11 protein-coding genes are annotated in these 16,989 nt (G+C 63.4%); 5 read left to right on the plus strand and 6 right to left on the minus strand.

Annotation, left to right across the window (positions count from 1 at the left end; all coding sequences use genetic code 11):
- Positions 1–4: 4 nt before the first annotated feature.
- The 4 genes from JQ575_RS19370 to JQ575_RS19385 all read right to left on the minus strand — a co-directional run bounded on the left by JQ575_RS19370 (position 5) and on the right by JQ575_RS19385 (position 5,101).
- The gene (locus JQ575_RS19370) at positions 5–1,513 is read right to left on the minus strand and encodes an MmgE/PrpD family protein (RefSeq protein ID WP_212034807.1); all 1,509 of its coding nucleotides are present in this window, start codon (positions 1,511–1,513) and stop codon (positions 5–7) included.
- A 21-nt stretch (positions 1,514–1,534) separates the two neighbouring features.
- Positions 1,535–3,019 carry an FAD-dependent tricarballylate dehydrogenase TcuA gene (gene tcuA, locus JQ575_RS19375; protein ID WP_212034808.1) on the minus strand — a complete coding sequence of 495 codons (1,485 nt, stop codon included), beginning with the start codon at positions 3,017–3,019 and terminating at the stop codon, positions 1,535–1,537.
- A gap of 80 nt (positions 3,020–3,099) precedes the next feature.
- On the minus strand, positions 3,100–3,822 hold the full coding sequence (locus JQ575_RS19380) for a GntR family transcriptional regulator (RefSeq protein ID WP_312015968.1): 723 nt from the start codon (positions 3,820–3,822) through the stop codon (positions 3,100–3,102).
- 694 nt (positions 3,823–4,516) lie between these two features.
- Positions 4,517–5,101 carry a hypothetical protein gene (locus tag JQ575_RS19385; protein WP_249166747.1) on the minus strand — a complete coding sequence of 195 codons (585 nt, stop codon included), beginning with the start codon at positions 5,099–5,101 and terminating at the stop codon, positions 4,517–4,519.
- A 255-nt stretch (positions 5,102–5,356) separates the two neighbouring features.
- Between JQ575_RS19385 and JQ575_RS19390 the strand changes: the two genes are divergently transcribed.
- The 5 genes from JQ575_RS19390 (at position 5,357) to JQ575_RS19410 (ending at position 14,155) form a co-directional block, all read left to right on the plus strand.
- A complete protein-coding gene (locus JQ575_RS19390; protein WP_212034809.1) occupies positions 5,357–6,625 on the plus strand; it encodes an NHLP bacteriocin system secretion protein in 1,269 nt (422 codons plus the stop codon).
- Positions 6,626–6,692: 67 nt separating this feature from the next.
- Positions 6,693–8,846, plus strand: coding sequence for an NHLP family bacteriocin export ABC transporter peptidase/permease/ATPase subunit (locus tag JQ575_RS19395; RefSeq protein WP_409364805.1), 2,154 nt, complete (start codon positions 6,693–6,695; stop codon positions 8,844–8,846).
- A complete protein-coding gene (locus JQ575_RS19400) occupies positions 8,843–11,749 on the plus strand; it encodes an NHLP bacteriocin export ABC transporter permease/ATPase subunit (protein WP_249166749.1) in 2,907 nt (968 codons plus the stop codon). The genes JQ575_RS19395 and JQ575_RS19400 overlap by 4 nt, the downstream gene beginning before the upstream one ends.
- Positions 11,750–11,881: 132 nt before the next feature.
- A complete protein-coding gene (locus tag JQ575_RS19405; protein WP_212034811.1) occupies positions 11,882–12,058 on the plus strand; it encodes a hypothetical protein in 177 nt (58 codons plus the stop codon).
- 243 nt (positions 12,059–12,301) lie between these two features.
- The gene (locus JQ575_RS19410; RefSeq protein WP_212034812.1) at positions 12,302–14,155 is read left to right on the plus strand and encodes a patatin-like phospholipase family protein; all 1,854 of its coding nucleotides are present in this window, start codon (positions 12,302–12,304) and stop codon (positions 14,153–14,155) included.
- Positions 14,156–14,166: 11 nt separating this feature from the next.
- Here JQ575_RS19410 and JQ575_RS19415 read toward each other — a convergent pair whose 3' ends face one another.
- Positions 14,167–16,281, minus strand: a complete 2,115-nt coding sequence (locus tag JQ575_RS19415) for a CHASE2 domain-containing protein (protein ID WP_212034813.1) — start codon at positions 16,279–16,281, stop codon at positions 14,167–14,169.
- Positions 16,274–16,972: a Crp/Fnr family transcriptional regulator gene (locus tag JQ575_RS19420; RefSeq protein ID WP_212034814.1), complete on the minus strand. Its 699-nt coding sequence runs from the start codon at positions 16,970–16,972 to the stop codon at positions 16,274–16,276. Before JQ575_RS19420 ends, JQ575_RS19415 begins: the two co-directional genes overlap by 8 nt.
- Positions 16,973–16,989: the final 17 nt, after the last annotated feature.

Raw genomic sequence — 16,989 nt, forward strand, 5'->3', positions numbered from 1 at the left:
TCGCTCAGGGCACCCAGGTCGTCTCCTGAGCCTCATGAGCACCTCGCGGCGCGAAGACGACCTTCTTCGCCGGCGCCTTGTGCAGTTCACTGACTTCCAGCAGCCGCGTGACCTGCGCGATCTCGGTGACTTTTTCGAAGGTTTCAAGCCGCTCGAACAGCGGCGCGATATTCTCGCGTGGAAGGCTGCGGGCGGCGCAGTCGTTGAACTTGTCCCACAATTCGCTGCTAGTCATCGGATTGTCACCGCCGCGACCGACCAGATTGTCGACGCGCCGCGACAGGCGGGTGCCGTCCTTGAGCGTCACGATGACTTCCGTGCCCCATTGTTCGTCGCCATCGTCGGCCATATCAGGGTGCGGGCTTGCGGTCGTGAGATCCAGAAGCCGTGTGATCTCGGGATCGAAATGCGCGTCGCCCTCGAAATCCTTCAGCCGAAGCACGCCATAGCGCAGCGCCCGTGCGACGACATACTGGACGCTGAACTTGGCTTGCAGCGACGTCTGCGGATGCGGATTGTCGGTATGGCGCAGGCGCCGGCCATGCGGCAGCACTTCGATGCGGCTGATGTCCGCGGCTTTGACCTTGTCCTCGCGCCGCAGCTGGAGCGCCATGGCAATGGCGGGATGCGTGCTGCCGCAACAAGGGAATTGCTTGAGCGCGATCGATTTCGCCTCGATCTCCCACGGCGCGCCCCAGTTCTCAAAGAGCTTATCGGGGTCGAACGTGCCGGGCCCGTTGAAGACGTTGAGGAAGCCTTGTTGATGCTCGAACACGTCGGCAGCGGCGTCAAATCCGCCCTCGGCCAGCAAGGCCGCAAGCAGGCCGTTGCGGCAGCACTGACCGATGTGGAGCGGCTTGGTCATGGTGCCGAAATTGGCCTTGAGGCCGCTTGCCAGCGAGGCCGCAATGCACAGCGCCATCGTCGTCCTGGCGTGATCGAGCTTCATGAGGTGGCATGCGGCCGCCGCGGCGCCAAAAATGCCGAGCGTCGCCGTCGGATGCCAGCCCTTGTCGTAGTGATGAAAATTGACGGCCCGCGCCAGCCTGATCTCGACCTCGACGCCGATCACGTAGGCGACGATGAGGTCTTCGCCGGTTCCGCCGCGCTCCTCTGCCAGCGCAAACAGCGTCGATACCAGCGGCACCGAATGATGGCCGCCCATGATGCCGCTGAAATCGTCGAAATCGAGCGCGTGCGACGCCGTACCGTTGATCAGCGCCGCATCGAGCGCGCTGGTGCGCCGGGCTGAGCCGAATATCAGCGCGGGCCCGGGCGCCGTCGCGACGCCCGGAGTCTTGAGAAGAATCTGCGTGCAGGGTTCCGGATAGCCGGCAAGCGTCACGCCGATCGCATCGAGGATGCAGGCTCTTGCCGAAGCGACCGCTGCCTTCGTGAGCTGACGCTTCTCGAAGGCCAATACCCGTTGGGCCAGATGCTGGAGCAGCGTTGTTCCGGACGAAGCGTCCTCAGCCGAACTTGCCTTCGACGATGCAACAGACGACTCACTCATGTCGGCTCTCCCGTGACGGCTTCAGTCCGCCGCTGCCGCGCTGCGCCCTGCAATCCGCCCGAACGTCGCGCCGGATACGAGGCCGGTGCCCGCCGGATAATTGTCGTAGAACAGGCCGCCGACCATTTCGCCGCAGCAGAACAGGCCCTTGATCGGCCGCCAGTCGGTGCCGATCACCTGCGCCGTCTCATTCACCTTCAATCCGCCGAAGGTGAAGGTGATGCCGCCGGTGGCACTGTAGGCGTAGAACGGCGGTTTTGCGATCCGAAGCGCCCAGTTGGTTTTCTCGAGCGCCAGCCCCTTGCTGGACAGGCCGTCCTTCTTGGTCGGGTCGAAGCCGTCGTCCATCTCGCGAGCGCAGGCATTGTATTCGTCGAGCGTCTTCAGTGCCTGATCCCTGTCGTCGAAGTCGAGTTTTTCAATGAGATCTTCCAGCGTGTTGGCGGTGATCGGCTTGCTGGTCTGGTAGCGCGGCTCGAGAAGGTGGACGACCCTGGAGTCAAAGATCTGCCAGGCTTTGGCGCCGGGTTCGGCGAGGATCGCCCGGCCGAACTTGGCGTAGGTAAAGAGCGCACCGTCTTCGCCTTCGTCGACGAAGCGCCGGCCCTTGCGGTTTAGCATGACGCCATAGACATAGCTCAGCCGGTTGCTGCGATCGGTGAGTTCGCGTGGTGCAAACTCGCCCCAATCCGCGCTGATCGGCGTGGCGTGGCAGCCACTCCATTGCCCCCACGGCATCGCGCCGATGTTCATCGCCATCCGCAAACCATCGCCCTGGTTGTGCGGCGTGCCCCGCACTTTCGCCGCACCGACGAGCGGACCAATGTGCTGGGTGCGCATCTGTACGTTGGCTTCGAATCCGCCGCATCCGAGGATCACCGACCTGGCATTGAGGACCGAGACGCCGTCGTCGTCACGCACCTTGACGCCGTTGATCCTGCCATCGTCGCCCACCAGTAGCTCGGTCGCCGCAGTTCCATAGCGAATTTCGATGCCGAGCCGCTCGGCGGTCGAGAACCAGCTCCGCGACAGGCCGACGCCTTCGTGTTCGGCGCGCACGACCAGGCCGCGCGCCCACACCATGACGTTGTCCTTCTTGACCGCGGAAAGCGTGATCGCCGGCTCCATCTTGATGCCGCCGACCTTCTTCATCCATTTCACGGTGTCGAACGAGTTGTGGACGAGCAGCTTCGACAGCACCGGATCGGTGCGCCCGCTGGTGACGCGCATCAGGTCGCCGTGAAAATCCTCCTTCGAGTACGGCGATACGCCGTCATAGAAATTCTCGTATTCATCCTCGACGTCGGGGAGCAGTTCGCCGATTTCCCGGGGATCGTCGAAGGCAAAGCGCAGCACGCCACCGCTCCAATGCGTGTTGCCGCCGCGCATTTCCCGCGGCGCCTTCTCGATCACAACGACGCGCTCGGCACCATTCTCCTTGGCGGACACCGCGGCAGCCAGAGCGGCGTTGCCCGCACCAACGACGATGACGTCATACTTGCTCATTACTCAACTCCTGTGGGATTGACCTGGTGTGGATCGCAGCAAGGCGGCGATTGCCGTGCGCCTTCGCGTCTTGTTCGGCATTATTCTTTGTTGGGCATTTCTTTCCGGCTATCGATCCGATGTTGCGATCCGGCGCGGGCGGCCTCGGCCATCGCGCTGAGGCGCAGTTCGTAGCCGCGGCGGACGTGACGGCGGGCCAGTTCTTCGGCGGCAGCCTCGTCGCGCCGCGCGATGGCGGCAACGATCGCCTGGTGCTCTCCCAGTGCTTCCGCGATGCGGCCAGGTGCCGCGAAGGTGGTGCGGCCCAGCAATACGACAGAGTCATGCAGGTCCTGCAGACTCTTGATCAGGAACCGATTGTGAGCGGCGCGGTAGATTTGCTCGTGGAAGAGCGTGTTTTCCCGGGCGTGTAGTTTCGGGTCATCAGGCAATTGACGATGCGAATCCAGCATCGCCTGCAGCATGTGGATTTCGGTCGCGTCGGCAAAGCGTGCAGCCAGTGCCGCGGCAGTACCTTCAAGCCGCTCACGCACATCGTAGAGTTCGGCCACCGCGCGCAAATCGTGTTGCGCGACCGACAGCCCGCCGCCCGGCGCATGAACCAGCATGCCGTCGGATTGCAGGCGGCGCATCGCCTCGCGAATGGGTGTGCGGCTGACCTTGAGCCAGGCGCACAACTCCAGTTCGAGAACACGTTGGCCGGCTTCGAGTTGGCCTTCCTGGATCGCATTGCGGATGGCCCGATAGGCATGCTCGGCGAGCCCGCCGGCGGCCCGCGATGACGCGGGGCCCGGAAAGATCACAAGCGTGTCGTCCTCAGCAGTGTTGGAAATCGCGACCTCCCAGCAAGCCAGATCGGGGCTTTCCGCTACGTATAACTATGTATACAAAGATATGCAAAGAGAATCTTCGAGGTGAAATGCCCGCGGTTCAACCGGGGCTAGCCCGCGGAGCGCGGTATTTTGGGCTTTGGCCCGCACGGGCGGCCAAGTCCGCAACACCGCCGGGCGGGCCGACATAACCGCCGATGCAAGTCCACGGTGTCGCTGACCCCCTGCCATTCCCGGGCCTGCTGTCGGCATGGCCGGCGGATGAACCGGTCTCGCTGGATCGGTGTTATTGTTGCGGGCGCGGTGGTCTTGCCGTTGCGACGGCTGGCGCCAGAGCCCCGACGGCGGCGCCAGCCAAATCGAAGCTCCATGCGGCCCGACGGCGGGCACCGGCCAGGGATTCAGCACCGGCGTTGCCAGCGTTGCGCGCGTGAACGGCATGGCGATGCACGTGATGGATCGAGCTGATGTGGAATCCGCCGAACCACGCCCGCTCCCGGCGGCTGCGGGTTCTGCTCGCTGGCGGCAAAGCGCGGACTTCTCACGCGGTAGGAGCGCAGCGCCTTAAGTCGTGTCGGCGCTTTGTGACGTCCGTCACGGTGAAGCTAACGCGCAAACCTATTCTGGCAATCACAGAATAAGGGGACAGGCAATGAACGCCACTCACTCACAGGCGTACCTGAATGGAATTGAGGAGATTGGTTGTCGTATCGATGAACTGCAGTGCCTGCTGCGTTTTACCGAAGGCCAGCGGGAAGCGCGAACAGCGGTCCGACAATTGAACCAATCGTTTTCGTTCCTCGGCAAGAATCGTATTCGTCTTTTCGATCGCGAATTTGACGACGCCCTTCACCGGGCTGTTTTCGCCGAAGTCGGTGATCTCCTTCTCGATCGTGATGAGATATTCGTAACTCGAAAGTTCCTCGGAGATCTGAAGCAGCTCCCGCATTGTCGACGTGATGCAATCGGCGTCGCCAGTGGAAATATCGGGTCGCTTGGCGGTCTGAACGAGATCACCCATCAAGTTCTGGAATAGCGGCTTTATGGCTTCGACCTTTTTGAAATCGCTTTCGCTGAGGACGCCGCTGCTGGACACGTTCGGCGCCAGCACGAGCATCGTGACGCCGAGGGCGAGCGGCCGCACCCATTCGCGACGCAGGCGGGTTATGGATCGCCCATTGGGCGCGCAAGCGGGTTTCTTGCCGCCCCCCACCACTCTACCAATCATTTTCCAGACGGCGGTTACGCCCATTGGATCAGCCTCGGACCTGATCGCCAAGCATAGTTCGCGATTGCATGCGCTGCTAGGGCAGAGCGAAGCTGGCCTGCGTCATTTTTGCACGACGAATGCGCGTTCCGGCGCGGGTGGACAGGCCCGTTTGGTTGTTCTGCATCGGCTTTTGTGTATTATCCGGCCCGAGAGGAATAGAGCTGTGCGTGATGAGAAAAATCAGCGACTGCTCGCGGCTGGGGAGGCCGTCCCCGGTTTGGTTATGGACCCGGGAAAATGACCGATCTCTCGCAGCGGACATTTCGCGCCGTAGCGCTGCAGCGTGCCGCCTCGCCCGAGCAGCTTGATCATCTCGTCCGCATTACCAGACCGTTCGACTGGATGCTGGTATTTGCCATTTGCATCGCCCTTATCGCAGCCGTCACATGGGGCATTGTCGGCCGCGTCCCTACCCGTGCTGAAGGCCAGGGCATTCTGATCAGCGGTGGCGGCCGCGTCGTCGAGGCGTCTTCAGCCGCCTCCGGCCGGTTGGCAACCATCAGCGTCATGGTCGGTGACCGCGTCACCCAGGGGCAACCGATCGCAGAGATCGTTCAGACCGACATCCAGCAACGCCACCAGGCTGCCGTCGAAGTTTTCCGCGAGAAGGAACGCCAGCACGCTGACCTGATCGACAAAACCAAGCGCGAGCTCGCGTCAAAGGCACAGAACTTTGCGAAGCTCGAAGCCGCGTTCAACCAGGTCATCAAGGCGACCACGCAGCGCATCGACTATCTGTCGAACGATGTCAAAACCCTCGAGGATCTGATGGCGAAGGGATTGACGACGCGGCGCACGCTTGAGGAGCGTCGCCGGGATCTCAACGACGCCCAGCAGCGAAAAGAAGACACGTTCAATGAAATCCTGAAGATCCGGACGACACAGACCGATCTGGAAACGCAGCGCGAACGTGAGAGCCAGACATCCGAATTTGCCCTCAACGACGCCCGACGGCAGATGGAATCCGCGGCGGGACTGCTGACCCAGAACACCCAGATCATCAGCCCGGTCGATGGTCGCGTGCTCGAAATCAAGGTCTCGGCGGGCGCCGTGCTTGCGGTCGGCGCACCCGTCGTCGCGATCGAAAGCGAAGGCCAGAAGCTGGAAGCCCTGATCTATATTCCCGCCGAGCGCGGCAAGAACGTCAAGCTCGGGATGCCGGTCCGCATCGAGCCAAGCACGGTAAAGCGCGAGGAATTCGGGACCATGGTCGGCACCGTGGTGACGATCTCGGACTTCCCGATGACGCCGCAGGGCATGGCAGCCGTCCTCCACAACGACAATCTGGTTACCCGGTTTTCAAAGGAAGGAGCCGCCTACGCCGCAACGGTCAGCCTGGAGCAGGACCCCGAAACCGTCAGCGGATACCGCTGGGCGGTTGGACAGGGGCCGCCGATCCGCCTCTCCAGCGGAACGCTGACGCGCGCGGAAATCACCACACGGCGGCAACGCCCGCTCGATCTGGTGGTGCCCCTCATCAGGCGGTTGACCGGAATTGATGGATAGCGCCCCGCCGCAGCAACCGCTTCCGCCCCAGTTCCGGCCGCCTTCCCTCTGGCACCGGTTCCGAAGGCTGTTTTGGCGCAGGAACGTCAAGAAGACGCCGACCATTCTTCAGATGGAAGCCGTCGAGTGCGGCGCGGCGGCGCTGGCGATGGTGCTCGCCCACCATGGCGCGTGGATTCCTCTGGAGCAGCTTCGCGTTTCGTGCGGCGTCTCGCGCGACGGCAGCAAGGCAAGCAACATCGTCCGGGCGGCGCGCACCTTTGGCTTCGATGCCAAGGGTTTTCGCAAGGAGCCGGCGACGCTGCACGAACTGCCGATGCCGTGCATCATCCATTGGAATTTCAATCATTTCGTGGTGCTCGAAGGGATCGACGGCAACGACGTTTACATCAATGATCCCGCGACCGGACGCCGGCGTACCGACATGGCCGAGCTCGATCTCGCCTTCACCGGCGTTGCGCTCACCATGGAGCCGACGGCTGAATTCCAGCGGTCGGGCAGCAAGCCGCAAGGCTTGCGATTGCTGCTGCGCGAATTGCGCTCCTCGAAGACCCCGGTCGGCCTGCTGGTGCTCGTAAGCCTCGCGCTGGTGGTGCCCGCCATCGTCGCAGCCGGCTTTTCGAAGATATTCATCGACAACATCCTGATCCAGCGCACCAGCAGCTGGTTCATTCCGCTCTTGATCGGCATGGCCTTGACCGCGATCATCCGCGCGCTGCTGACGCTGGTGCGCCAATCGCTGCTGCTGCGGTTGCAGACCAAGCTTTCGGTCGTGATGGTCAGCCGCTTTCTCTGGCATGTCATGGCGCTGCCGGTCGAGTTCTTCACGCAGCGTCACGCCGGCGACATCTCCAACCGCGTGGGCGCGAACGAGCAGATCGGCCGCCTGCTCTCGAGCGGCGTCGCATCGAATGCTCTCAATCTGACGTCGATCATCTTCTTTGCCGCGGCGATGGCCATCTACGATCTCCCGCTGGCCATCATTGGCGTGAGCATGACGCTGGCGAATGTGCTGGCGTTGAAGTTCATCGGAGGACGTCGCGAGGATCTCAGCCGCAGTCTCGCGCTGGAGCAAGGCAAGCTCGTCGGCTCCACCGTCAGCGCGGTGCGCAGCATCGAAACCCTCAAGGCCAGCGGTCTGGAGGACGAGGCGTTCGGCCAATGGGCCGGCATCCAGGCCAAGGCCTTGAACGCCGAGCAGGAACTCGGCGCCTCCTCGATCTATCTTGATATGCTGCCGACGCTGTTCACGGGACTGACCGTGGCCGCGATTCTCGGTGTTGGCGGCCTGCGCGTCATCGAGGGATCGCTGACCCTCGGAGGCCTCGTGGCCTTCCAGTCCCTGATGGCAAGCTTCTCCGAACCGGTGACCGAGCTCGTCAATTATTTCGGCAACGTGCAGACCATCAAGGGCGGGCTGGAGCGCCTGGAAGACGTCTACAATTATCCGCTCGGAAAGTCGGACAAGCCAACGATCGCGCCGGAGCGCTTTCCGCCAAAACTGACCGGCCGGGTCGAACTCAGCAATATCAAATTCGGCTACTCGATCCTGGAGCCGCCGCTGCTGGACGACATCTCGATCGATATCCATCCGGGTTCGCGGGTGGCCCTTGTCGGCGCTTCCGGCAGTGGAAAATCGACCCTCGGAAAGCTGATGTGCGGCCTCTACAAACCCTGGGCGGGCGAGGTTCGCGTCGACGGATGGAATCTGCCGGAGATCCCGCCGCAGGTATTTGCGAATTCGATTACCTATGTCGACCAGGACATCTTCCTGTTCGAGGGGACGGCACGCGAAAACCTCACGCTGTGGGACTCGACCATCACCGAGGCCGACCTTTCGCAGGCATTGAAGGATGCCGTGATCCACGAAGACATCGCGACGCGAACGGGGAACTACGACTGCTATATCAACGAGGGCGGCACCAATTTCAGCGGCGGCCAGCGTCAGCGGATCGAGATCGCCCGGGCGCTGGTTTCCAACCCCTCCATCCTGGTGCTCGATGAGGCCACCGGCGCGCTCGATCCGATCACCGAAAAGATCATCGATGACAATCTGCGGCGGCGCGGCTGCACCTGCATCATCATTGCGCACCGCCTCAGCACGATCCGGGACTGCGACGAGATCATTGTGCTGCAGCAGGGCAAGATCGTTGAGCGGGGCACCCACGAACAACTGATGGGCCTTCAGGGCACGTACGCAAGACTGGTGGCGCAGGAATGAGTGAATCTCTTCTCCAGCAGGCCCAGGCGATGGCCAATCAGGAAGGGGCCGCCCATCCGGCGGGTCACCTCGCATTCGATGGACGGCATCCAAAGCTGCTCGATCACCGCGGCTACGCGCTCCAGATCACCGCGGGGCATGTCGATGTATTCGCAGTCCGGCTTGTTGAAGGCAGTACCGACGGCGCCCGGCATCACCTGTTTCGGGCCGAGAGTGGGGAGATCATTCTCGACCTGCAGGAAGGCTTCAACCGGTCAGATCCGCAAATTCAAGTGCTCGCGGTCGGAAGCCCCGGCACCGAAGCCCTGCTTGTGCCGCGCATGGACGTTCAGTCCCCAGACCTGGTCACCACCTGGATCAGGCGGCTTGCGCGGCTGGTCGCCGGACCCAACCCGAGCTGGGACATGCTCGAAGTCGCGAGCGATGGCGCGGCCGAGATCCCACCGGGTGAACGGCGCCGCGGCCCGGCGCGCAGCATGGTCTGGGTCTCTCTGCAAGCCGGGACGGCGAAGCCAATGGGGCTTGAACCATCGATTGCCGCAGGAGGCCCGCCGCTGCCGCTGACGTCAGGCATGTGGATCGAGGCGGGTCAATCGGGCTGCGGCGCGCTCGGTAGTGAAACGATGCCGGACGCCGACCAATTGTGGCGCGCGATCGACCAATTTCACCTCAGCGTGGCAGGCTGCATCAGGGAATATCTGGCCCGCGACGTCGAGCGGGAGGCACGGCGTCTCGTGCTTCGCACCGAATTGATCACAACGCAGACCGCGGAATCCTTTGAACGCCTTTCCGACGTCGTCGTACAGCGCTCCACCCACACCGAGATGGCGACCGACTCGGCGGATCCCTTGTTCAACGCCTGCCGGATCGTCGTCGAAGCGATCAAGATGCCGTTCTCCGTCCCGCCCCGCTCCGTCCTTGCCCAGGCCGGGTTTAACGGTGCCGTCGAGATCGCCCGCGCGGCACGCTTGCGCGTGCGCCGGACGCTGTTGCGGGGCGAGTGGTGGACCGAGGACGCCGGGCCGCTGGTCGCATGGCACGGCGAGGCGCGAAATCCGGTCGCGCTCATTCGCCGCGGAAACCGCCGGTATGTGATGCTCGACACAACAACGGGAACGCGGCGGCCGGTCGACCGATCGGTCGCCATGGAACTGGCGCCGGAGGCGGTATCGTTCTATCCGGCGCTTCCGGCCCGCCCGCTTCGGTTCCGGGACTTGCTGACCTTCTCGTTCCGGCACTCCACCGGCAGCTTCCTTCGCATCGCGATTTCGATCATCGCGATCGGGTTGTTGTCGCTGGTGACGCCGCTGATCACCAACGTCCTGATCAATTCGGTGATCCCCCGCAGCGAACTCGATCAGCTCACGTTCTGTGCGCTCGCCCTCGCCGTCACGGCCCTCGCCATCGCCAGTATCCAGACCATGGAGGGGCTCGCGATGCTGAAGGTCGAAGGCCTGATGGATTGGCGGTTGCAGGCCGCGGTGATCGATCGGGTACTCAGGCTGCCGACATCGCTGTTTCGTGAATACACCGTCGGCGATTTCGTCGACCGCTCGATGGGCATCGACGCGGCGCGCCGGGTCTTCACCGGGCGTGCGCTGCGCAGCATGCTGATGGGCGTGTTCGCCTGGTTCAGCATCGCCCTGATGCTCTACTACGATGTCAAGCTGGGATTGATCGCGCTATTGCTGACGCTGATCCGGGCGCTGCTGATCGTCGCCACCAGCGCGTTGCGCCTCTATTACGAAAACAAGTATTTTACCCAGCAGGGCAAGATCGACGGCTTCGTGCTGCAACTGATCTCCGGCATCGGAAAGCTGCGCGTCGCCGACGCGACCGCGCGCGCGCTCGCCGTATGGTCGAAGCAATTCGCCGGGCAGAAGCGCAATTTCATTTCGTCGCAGAAGGCCTCCAATGCCCTCGGCGTTTTCGAGACGGCGTATCCGCTGATCGCCACCCTCATCATCTTCGCGGCGGCGACATATCTGAACAGCAAGTTGCTACTGGACGTCGGCGGCTTCCTGGCCTTCTTTTCCGCGTTCGGGCAGTCGATGGCCTCGATCGGCGCCTGGGCATCGGGCATCAGCGAATCCCTGATCGCGATCCCCCGCATCACCCGCCTTCGGCCCCTGATTTCGGGGGCAGCCGAACTGTCGGACGAACGGAAATCCCCCGGCGAACTGTCCGGAACGATCGAGCTGTCGCGCGTGACCTTCCGCTATACGCAAGGTGGCCCGCCGGTGCTCGAGAATGTCTCGCTCCGAATCGCGCAAGGCGAATACGTCGCCATCGTCGGTCCGTCAGGCAGCGGCAAGTCCTCGCTGTTCCGGCTGCTGCTGGGGTTCGAGAAGCCGGAGTCCGGCACGGTATTCCTCGACGGAAAGGCCATCGACACGCTCGACATCAGCGCGGTGCGCCGTCAGCTCGGCGTCGTGCTGCAGAACGGCAAGCTGGCAACCGGCAGCCTCTACGACAATATCTGCGGTGGCGTCCAGCTGCCGCTCGACCAGGCCTGGGAGGCGGCGCGGCTCGCCGGCCTGGAGGACGACATCAAGGCGATGCCGATGGGCATGAACACCGTGGTCGCCGAAGGCGTCAATACGCTGTCCGGCGGGCAGCGGCAGCGCATCATGATCGCCCGCGCCGTCGCGCGCCGGCCGCGCGTCCTGCTGTTTGACGAGGCGACCAGTGCGCTCGACAACCAGTCGCAGGCGATCGTCAGCAACTCGCTCGGCAACCTCAATGTGACGCGGATCGTCATTGCGCACCGGCTCTCCACGGTCCGCCAGGCGGATCGCATCATCGTACTGGTCGATGGCAAGGTGGTGCAGACCGGAAGCTATGACGAGCTCAGCAACACGCCGGGAATGTTTGCTTCCTTTGCCAAGCGCCAATTGCTTTAGTGATATGAATCACCCGGCGCAAACGTCGTTTCGCAGCGTGATGCCAGTCACTGCGCGAGGCCGCGCACGGGTCTTAATCTCCTGACCATAGACGAAGCGGATCATCCCTTCGCTACAGAACAGGAGACGACCATGAACGACGAACTTCTCAATGACAAAGAGCTTTCCATCGTTAGCGGCGGCAAACCTGCCGGCGGACACGGCAGCGGCACCGGTGGCGGCACCGGCGGCGGCGGCGGCAACGGCACCGGTGGTGGCGACGGCCTCGGCTGGCTCCGTAACCTCATCCGCAACATCTTCCCCTTCTAAAGGCTGAAGGCGTTGACAGACCGGAAGAGACCGCCTCGACAGGCGGTCTCTTTTGTTCTGGACGGTCGTTGCAGTGCCGCATCGCGTTTTGCTGCGCAGCAACGAACATCCTCTACCCGCCTGTCCGGCCACAGTCAGGCGTCGACCGTTACGAAATAGCGCAATAAGCAACGCCGAACCTGATATCGCTCGCCGTCGAGCCCTGCTGGCGATAGCATCACAGCCTCGCAGTGGAAGGCGCCGATGAGTAAGCCAGGTCCGGTATTTGCGTGGGGGAGGCTGTCGGAGGACCTCGCGTTGTTCAAGGCGCTCACGCCGGAGCAGCGATTCAAGACCTTTGATGCCATGGTCCGGCAAGACCTCGTCCGCGGCGAAGTGCTGGTGGCGCAGGGGGACCCTGCCGACTCACTCTATATCGTGTTGCACGGCGCCCTCGCGGTACGCCGAACTGGCGACTCCCTCCCGATTGCCGAGCTGCGCGCCGGAGAACTGGTCGGTGAGATCGGGTTCTTCGCCAACCTTGCCCGTACTGCCAATGTGATCGCCATCCGCGACACCAGCGTGCTCGTGCTGACGCGCGCCGCCTACCAAAGCCTCGCGGAGAATTCGCCGGCGATTGCCGAGGCGCTGCTTGCAGCGCTCGCGCTTCGGTTTGCAAAGCGAACGGAGCAGATTCCAACGACGCGCACCTCGCCGATGGCGCGCACGGTGGCGCTGATCGATGGTGGCTTTGAGCCGATTCCAGCCGACTTTTATCGACGTATGCGCGAGACCCTCGTCGGGACCAACGCCCAGATCGTCGATCCGGCCCGCGTCAGCTCGATGTTTCCCGGCCTGGCACTGGATGCCACCGAAGTCACCGACTGGCTCAACAAGCTCGAACAGGTTTCGCCGCTCGTGATCTATCTCGGCAGCGGTGAGGTCCCGGCCTGGACGCGGAAGGCGATCCGGCAGGCGGACATGGTGGTGCTGGCATGTCGCGGAGATGCGCCCGCGGAAGGCCTGACCGACATCGAAACCTTCGCCTGCCAGGTGCATCCGGTGTCGGCCCGCCGGATCGTGCGCATCCATGACCGGCGCAGCGGCGAAGTCAGCGGCACCACGGCGTGGCTCGCGCGCCTACCCTGCTTCATGCACCACCACGTCGCTCTCGAGGATCAGCACGACATCGACAGCCTGATCCGCTTTCTGTCCGGGCGTGCGATTGGATTCGTGGCCGCTGGGGGCGGAAGCTTCGGATCCGCGCATGCCGGCATCTACAAGGCGTTTCGCGAACGCGGCGTGATGTTCGACATCTTTGTGGGAACCAGCGTCGGCTCCGCCATGGCCGCCGGCTTCGCCAAAAACTTCGAGGCTGATCGTCTCGAACGCGGCGCCCACGAGATCTTTGTGAAGAGCCGCAGCTTCCGCCGCCCGACCTGGCCACGATACGCGCTGCTGGATCACAAGGCGTTCGATCGCGCGCTCGCCGAACAATACGGGGCGGAGTGCAAGATCGAGGATTGCTGGCGGCCTTTCGCGGCGGTCGCAACCAACCTTTCGACGCACTGCCTTGAACTGATCCAGTCAGGGTTGCTCTGGCAGGCGGTGCGCGCATCGAGCGCGATACCCGGGCTGTTGCCGCCGTTCTACACCAGGGATGGTGCGATGCTGGTCGACGGATGCCTGATCGATAACGTCCCACTGGATCCGATGCATCAACTCAAGAGCGGCCCCAATCTGGTCGTGCATTTCGGCGAACCCGAGGTCGAGAGGTTTGATGTCGACTACGCGGCGTTGCCCGGCCGGCTGGAACTGGCTGCCGCGATGCTGGTGCCGTTCCGCAAGAAGCTGCTTCCGGCGGCGCCCAACGCGATCAACGTGCTGTGGCGGAGTCTCGTCGCCCATCAGCGCTATGATACGATCCCGGCCGCACCGCTCGATCACGTCATGCGGCCACCGATTCCGGCCGGAGTCGGCGTAACCGAATTCGAACGCCACACCGAGATTTTCGACTCAGCCTATCTCTGGGCGCGGGAGCGCATCACAGCGCTCGAAGCGGAGGGCAATTCCGCGATTGCCGCCATTCTAGGAAGTGGTGCGCCGACCAGGCTGTGAGCGCCGCCGGTCTACGCCGACAGCACGGCCCGCAACTCCGCGGCCAGCAGGCGCGGAACGGGGTCGCCGGGACACTCCGCGGCCAGGTCCTCAAACAATTGCGCCGCGCCAGTCTTATCGCCTTCGATCAACCGATACGCCGCAATGTATCGTTCGCGCCAATCCGCCGAGGCCTCCGGCGGCCAGGGTTCAAAAACCTCGACGGGCACATCAAGGCCGCGCAGTGACGCGACACCGAGCGGCCTGAACAGGGTCGTCGTGCAGCGCGCGGCCGCGAATGGGCCGACGCAGATGGTCGATCCATAGCGCTTGTTGAGCGCCTCCAGGCGCGCCGCCGAATTGATGGAATCGCCGTGGGCCGTGTAGTCGAGCTTTGACCTGATCCCGATATCGCCGACAATGGCTTCACCGGTTTCGATACCGATACGCGTGCGGCCAAAGCCGATGTGAGACGGTTCGTTCCGTGACTGGAATTCCTTCGCCCATATCCGGATCTCCTCGGCGCAGTCGAGCGAGCGCTGCGGATGATCCTTGAGATCGAGCGGCGCGTTGAAGAACGCGTGGACGGAGTCGCCGACGATCTTGTCGACCATCCCGCCATGCTTCATCACGATGGCCGCCATCCCTTCAATATATTCGTCCAGCACGGCGACAAGCTGTTCGGGTCCCGCGCGATGCGTCATCGCGGTAAAGTCCTCGATGTCGGTCCACAGCGCGGTGATCTCGCGCTTCTCACCGCTCAACTTGAGGAGGCCCGGATTTTCGGCGATCCGCTTCACAACCGCAGGCGCCAGGTGCTGCTCGAAGCGGCTCCGGATGCGTGCTTCACGACGGGCCACCAGCGCGTAAGAGCTGACGGAGGATGTCATGAAGACGAACAGGCCTCCAATTGACGGCATCATGGGATCGATCAGCCGATCCCCGACCAGAGACGCGAGGATCGCCCCCGACCAGAGAGCCGCCAAAGCGGTCAGGCCGACAAAGGCACCCAACACCGGCGACAAAGCGGACGCCGCGACCACGGCTATCAATCCCATCATCAGGGTCAAAGCAAAGCCCAGCGGGACCGCTTGTGGCGCCCGGCCAGCGTAAATCTGCTGGATGGCATCGGCCTGAATCTCGACCGACGGGACAAGCGGATCAGTTGCCGTTTCGCGCAATCCGCCAAGCTCTGGCGCCGACCCGCCGATTAGTACGATAGCTCCGGCAAGCCGCGTGCGTTGCATGGCGTTATTGTTGACGACGTCAGCAGCCGAGATCGTGCGTGCCTCCCGTTTGCGGATATCGGCGCCGGCCAATCGCAACAGGCCGTCGGCGGGCAGCGGCACCTGGAGATCGCCGACGATGATCCGCTGCGGATTGGCATCGACGGAATAGGCCGGAGAGCGCTCAAACAGCCGGATCGCTTCCAGCGCCAGGCCCGGCCGCATCGCTTCGCCGGCGCCGACGAGGAGCGGCACGCGCCTGATCCTGCCATCTGGGTCTCCGGGCAACGAAAGCGCGCCAAGCCCTTTCGCCGCGTCGACCAGCGGCGACACCGGCCCGAGGCCGCCGGTCATGCGCCAGAGACCATCCAGCACGACCGGGCGGCGTGCGAGAACCGGTACCCCTGGAACGGCGTCGGCCTTGTCGGCATCGAGAACGAATCCGAGCGCCACCGGAACGCTCTTCATCGCCGCGGCGAGATGCTTGTCACCGTCGAGAAGACCGCCGGCGAGCGCGCTGATGTCCTGATTGCCGGTGAGAGAGCCGAGCTGTCGTGCCAACGCGGCTGGCGAGCGGGTATCCACCTGCGTAAAGAGGACATCGATTCCAACGACGGCCGGCTTGCCGCTGGCCACCGCCTCGACGAGGCGCGCCATCGTCTCCCGCGGCCACGGCCACGGCCCCAAATCGTCGAGCGTACGCCGGTCGATGTCGACAACGACGACCGGAACGCCGCTAGCCGTCTCATGCGGCTTCGATCGGCGGATCTGCCGGTCAGCCGCAAGCACCACGTCGAATGCCCGTTCACGAGATACGTTCCGCCATTCCCTCGGCATCAACAATATGGCGGCGAGGAACAGCGCGAGCGCTAGAAGTCCGGCAATCAGGCCTGAATGAGTCTTGCCCAGCTGGCTAAGCATGAGACCCGTCAACTTCGGCGAGCTTGAGCGGATCGCAGAAGATTCGGTCCAGCGTGCGGCCAATGGCGCCGACTTCCTCCAGCTTGCCCAGTGCCTCGTTGATCTTGGGACGACTGGCGCCGAGCAGCAGGGCGAGTTCGCCCTGTGACATGCCGAGATCGAGCGGCAGCCGCTTTCCCGGCACGGGCTTGCGGTCGCCAATCGCGACCAGGAAGAAGCGCGCCAGCCGGACATGCATCGGATGCAGCGCGATCGATTCAAGTTGTCCGCTGGTGTCCCGCAGCCGGCTGCAGAGAAACGAAATCAGCCGCTCGGACAGCACCGGCCGCGCGGTCCAAAGCTTGCGAAAATCCTCCTTGTCGAGCCGGTAGGTCGTCACCGCCGTAAGGGCGGTGGCATCGGCGCTCCTTGTGCCGCCATCAAGCGCCGCAATTTCACCGAGCAATTCGCCCGCTGTCGCATGCCGAAAGCTCAATTCGCGACCATCCTCGGTGGCGATCGCCAGTCGCACACGCCCTTCCGCGACGAGGTAAAGGCCTGTCGCGCGCTCGCCGCGGGTAAACAGCGCCTGTCCCTTTTTGAATTTGGCCTCGCGAAAGGACGGAATGCAGGCCTCGATATCCTCGACAGCCAGACCCTTGAAGAGTTCGGTTTTCGACAGAAGAGAAACGAGAGTATCTTTGCTGGACATTTGCCGCCTGAATGAAA

The organism is Bradyrhizobium sp. JYMT SZCCT0428, from assembly GCF_018131075.1.
Taxonomy (GTDB): domain Bacteria; phylum Pseudomonadota; class Alphaproteobacteria; order Rhizobiales; family Xanthobacteraceae; genus Bradyrhizobium.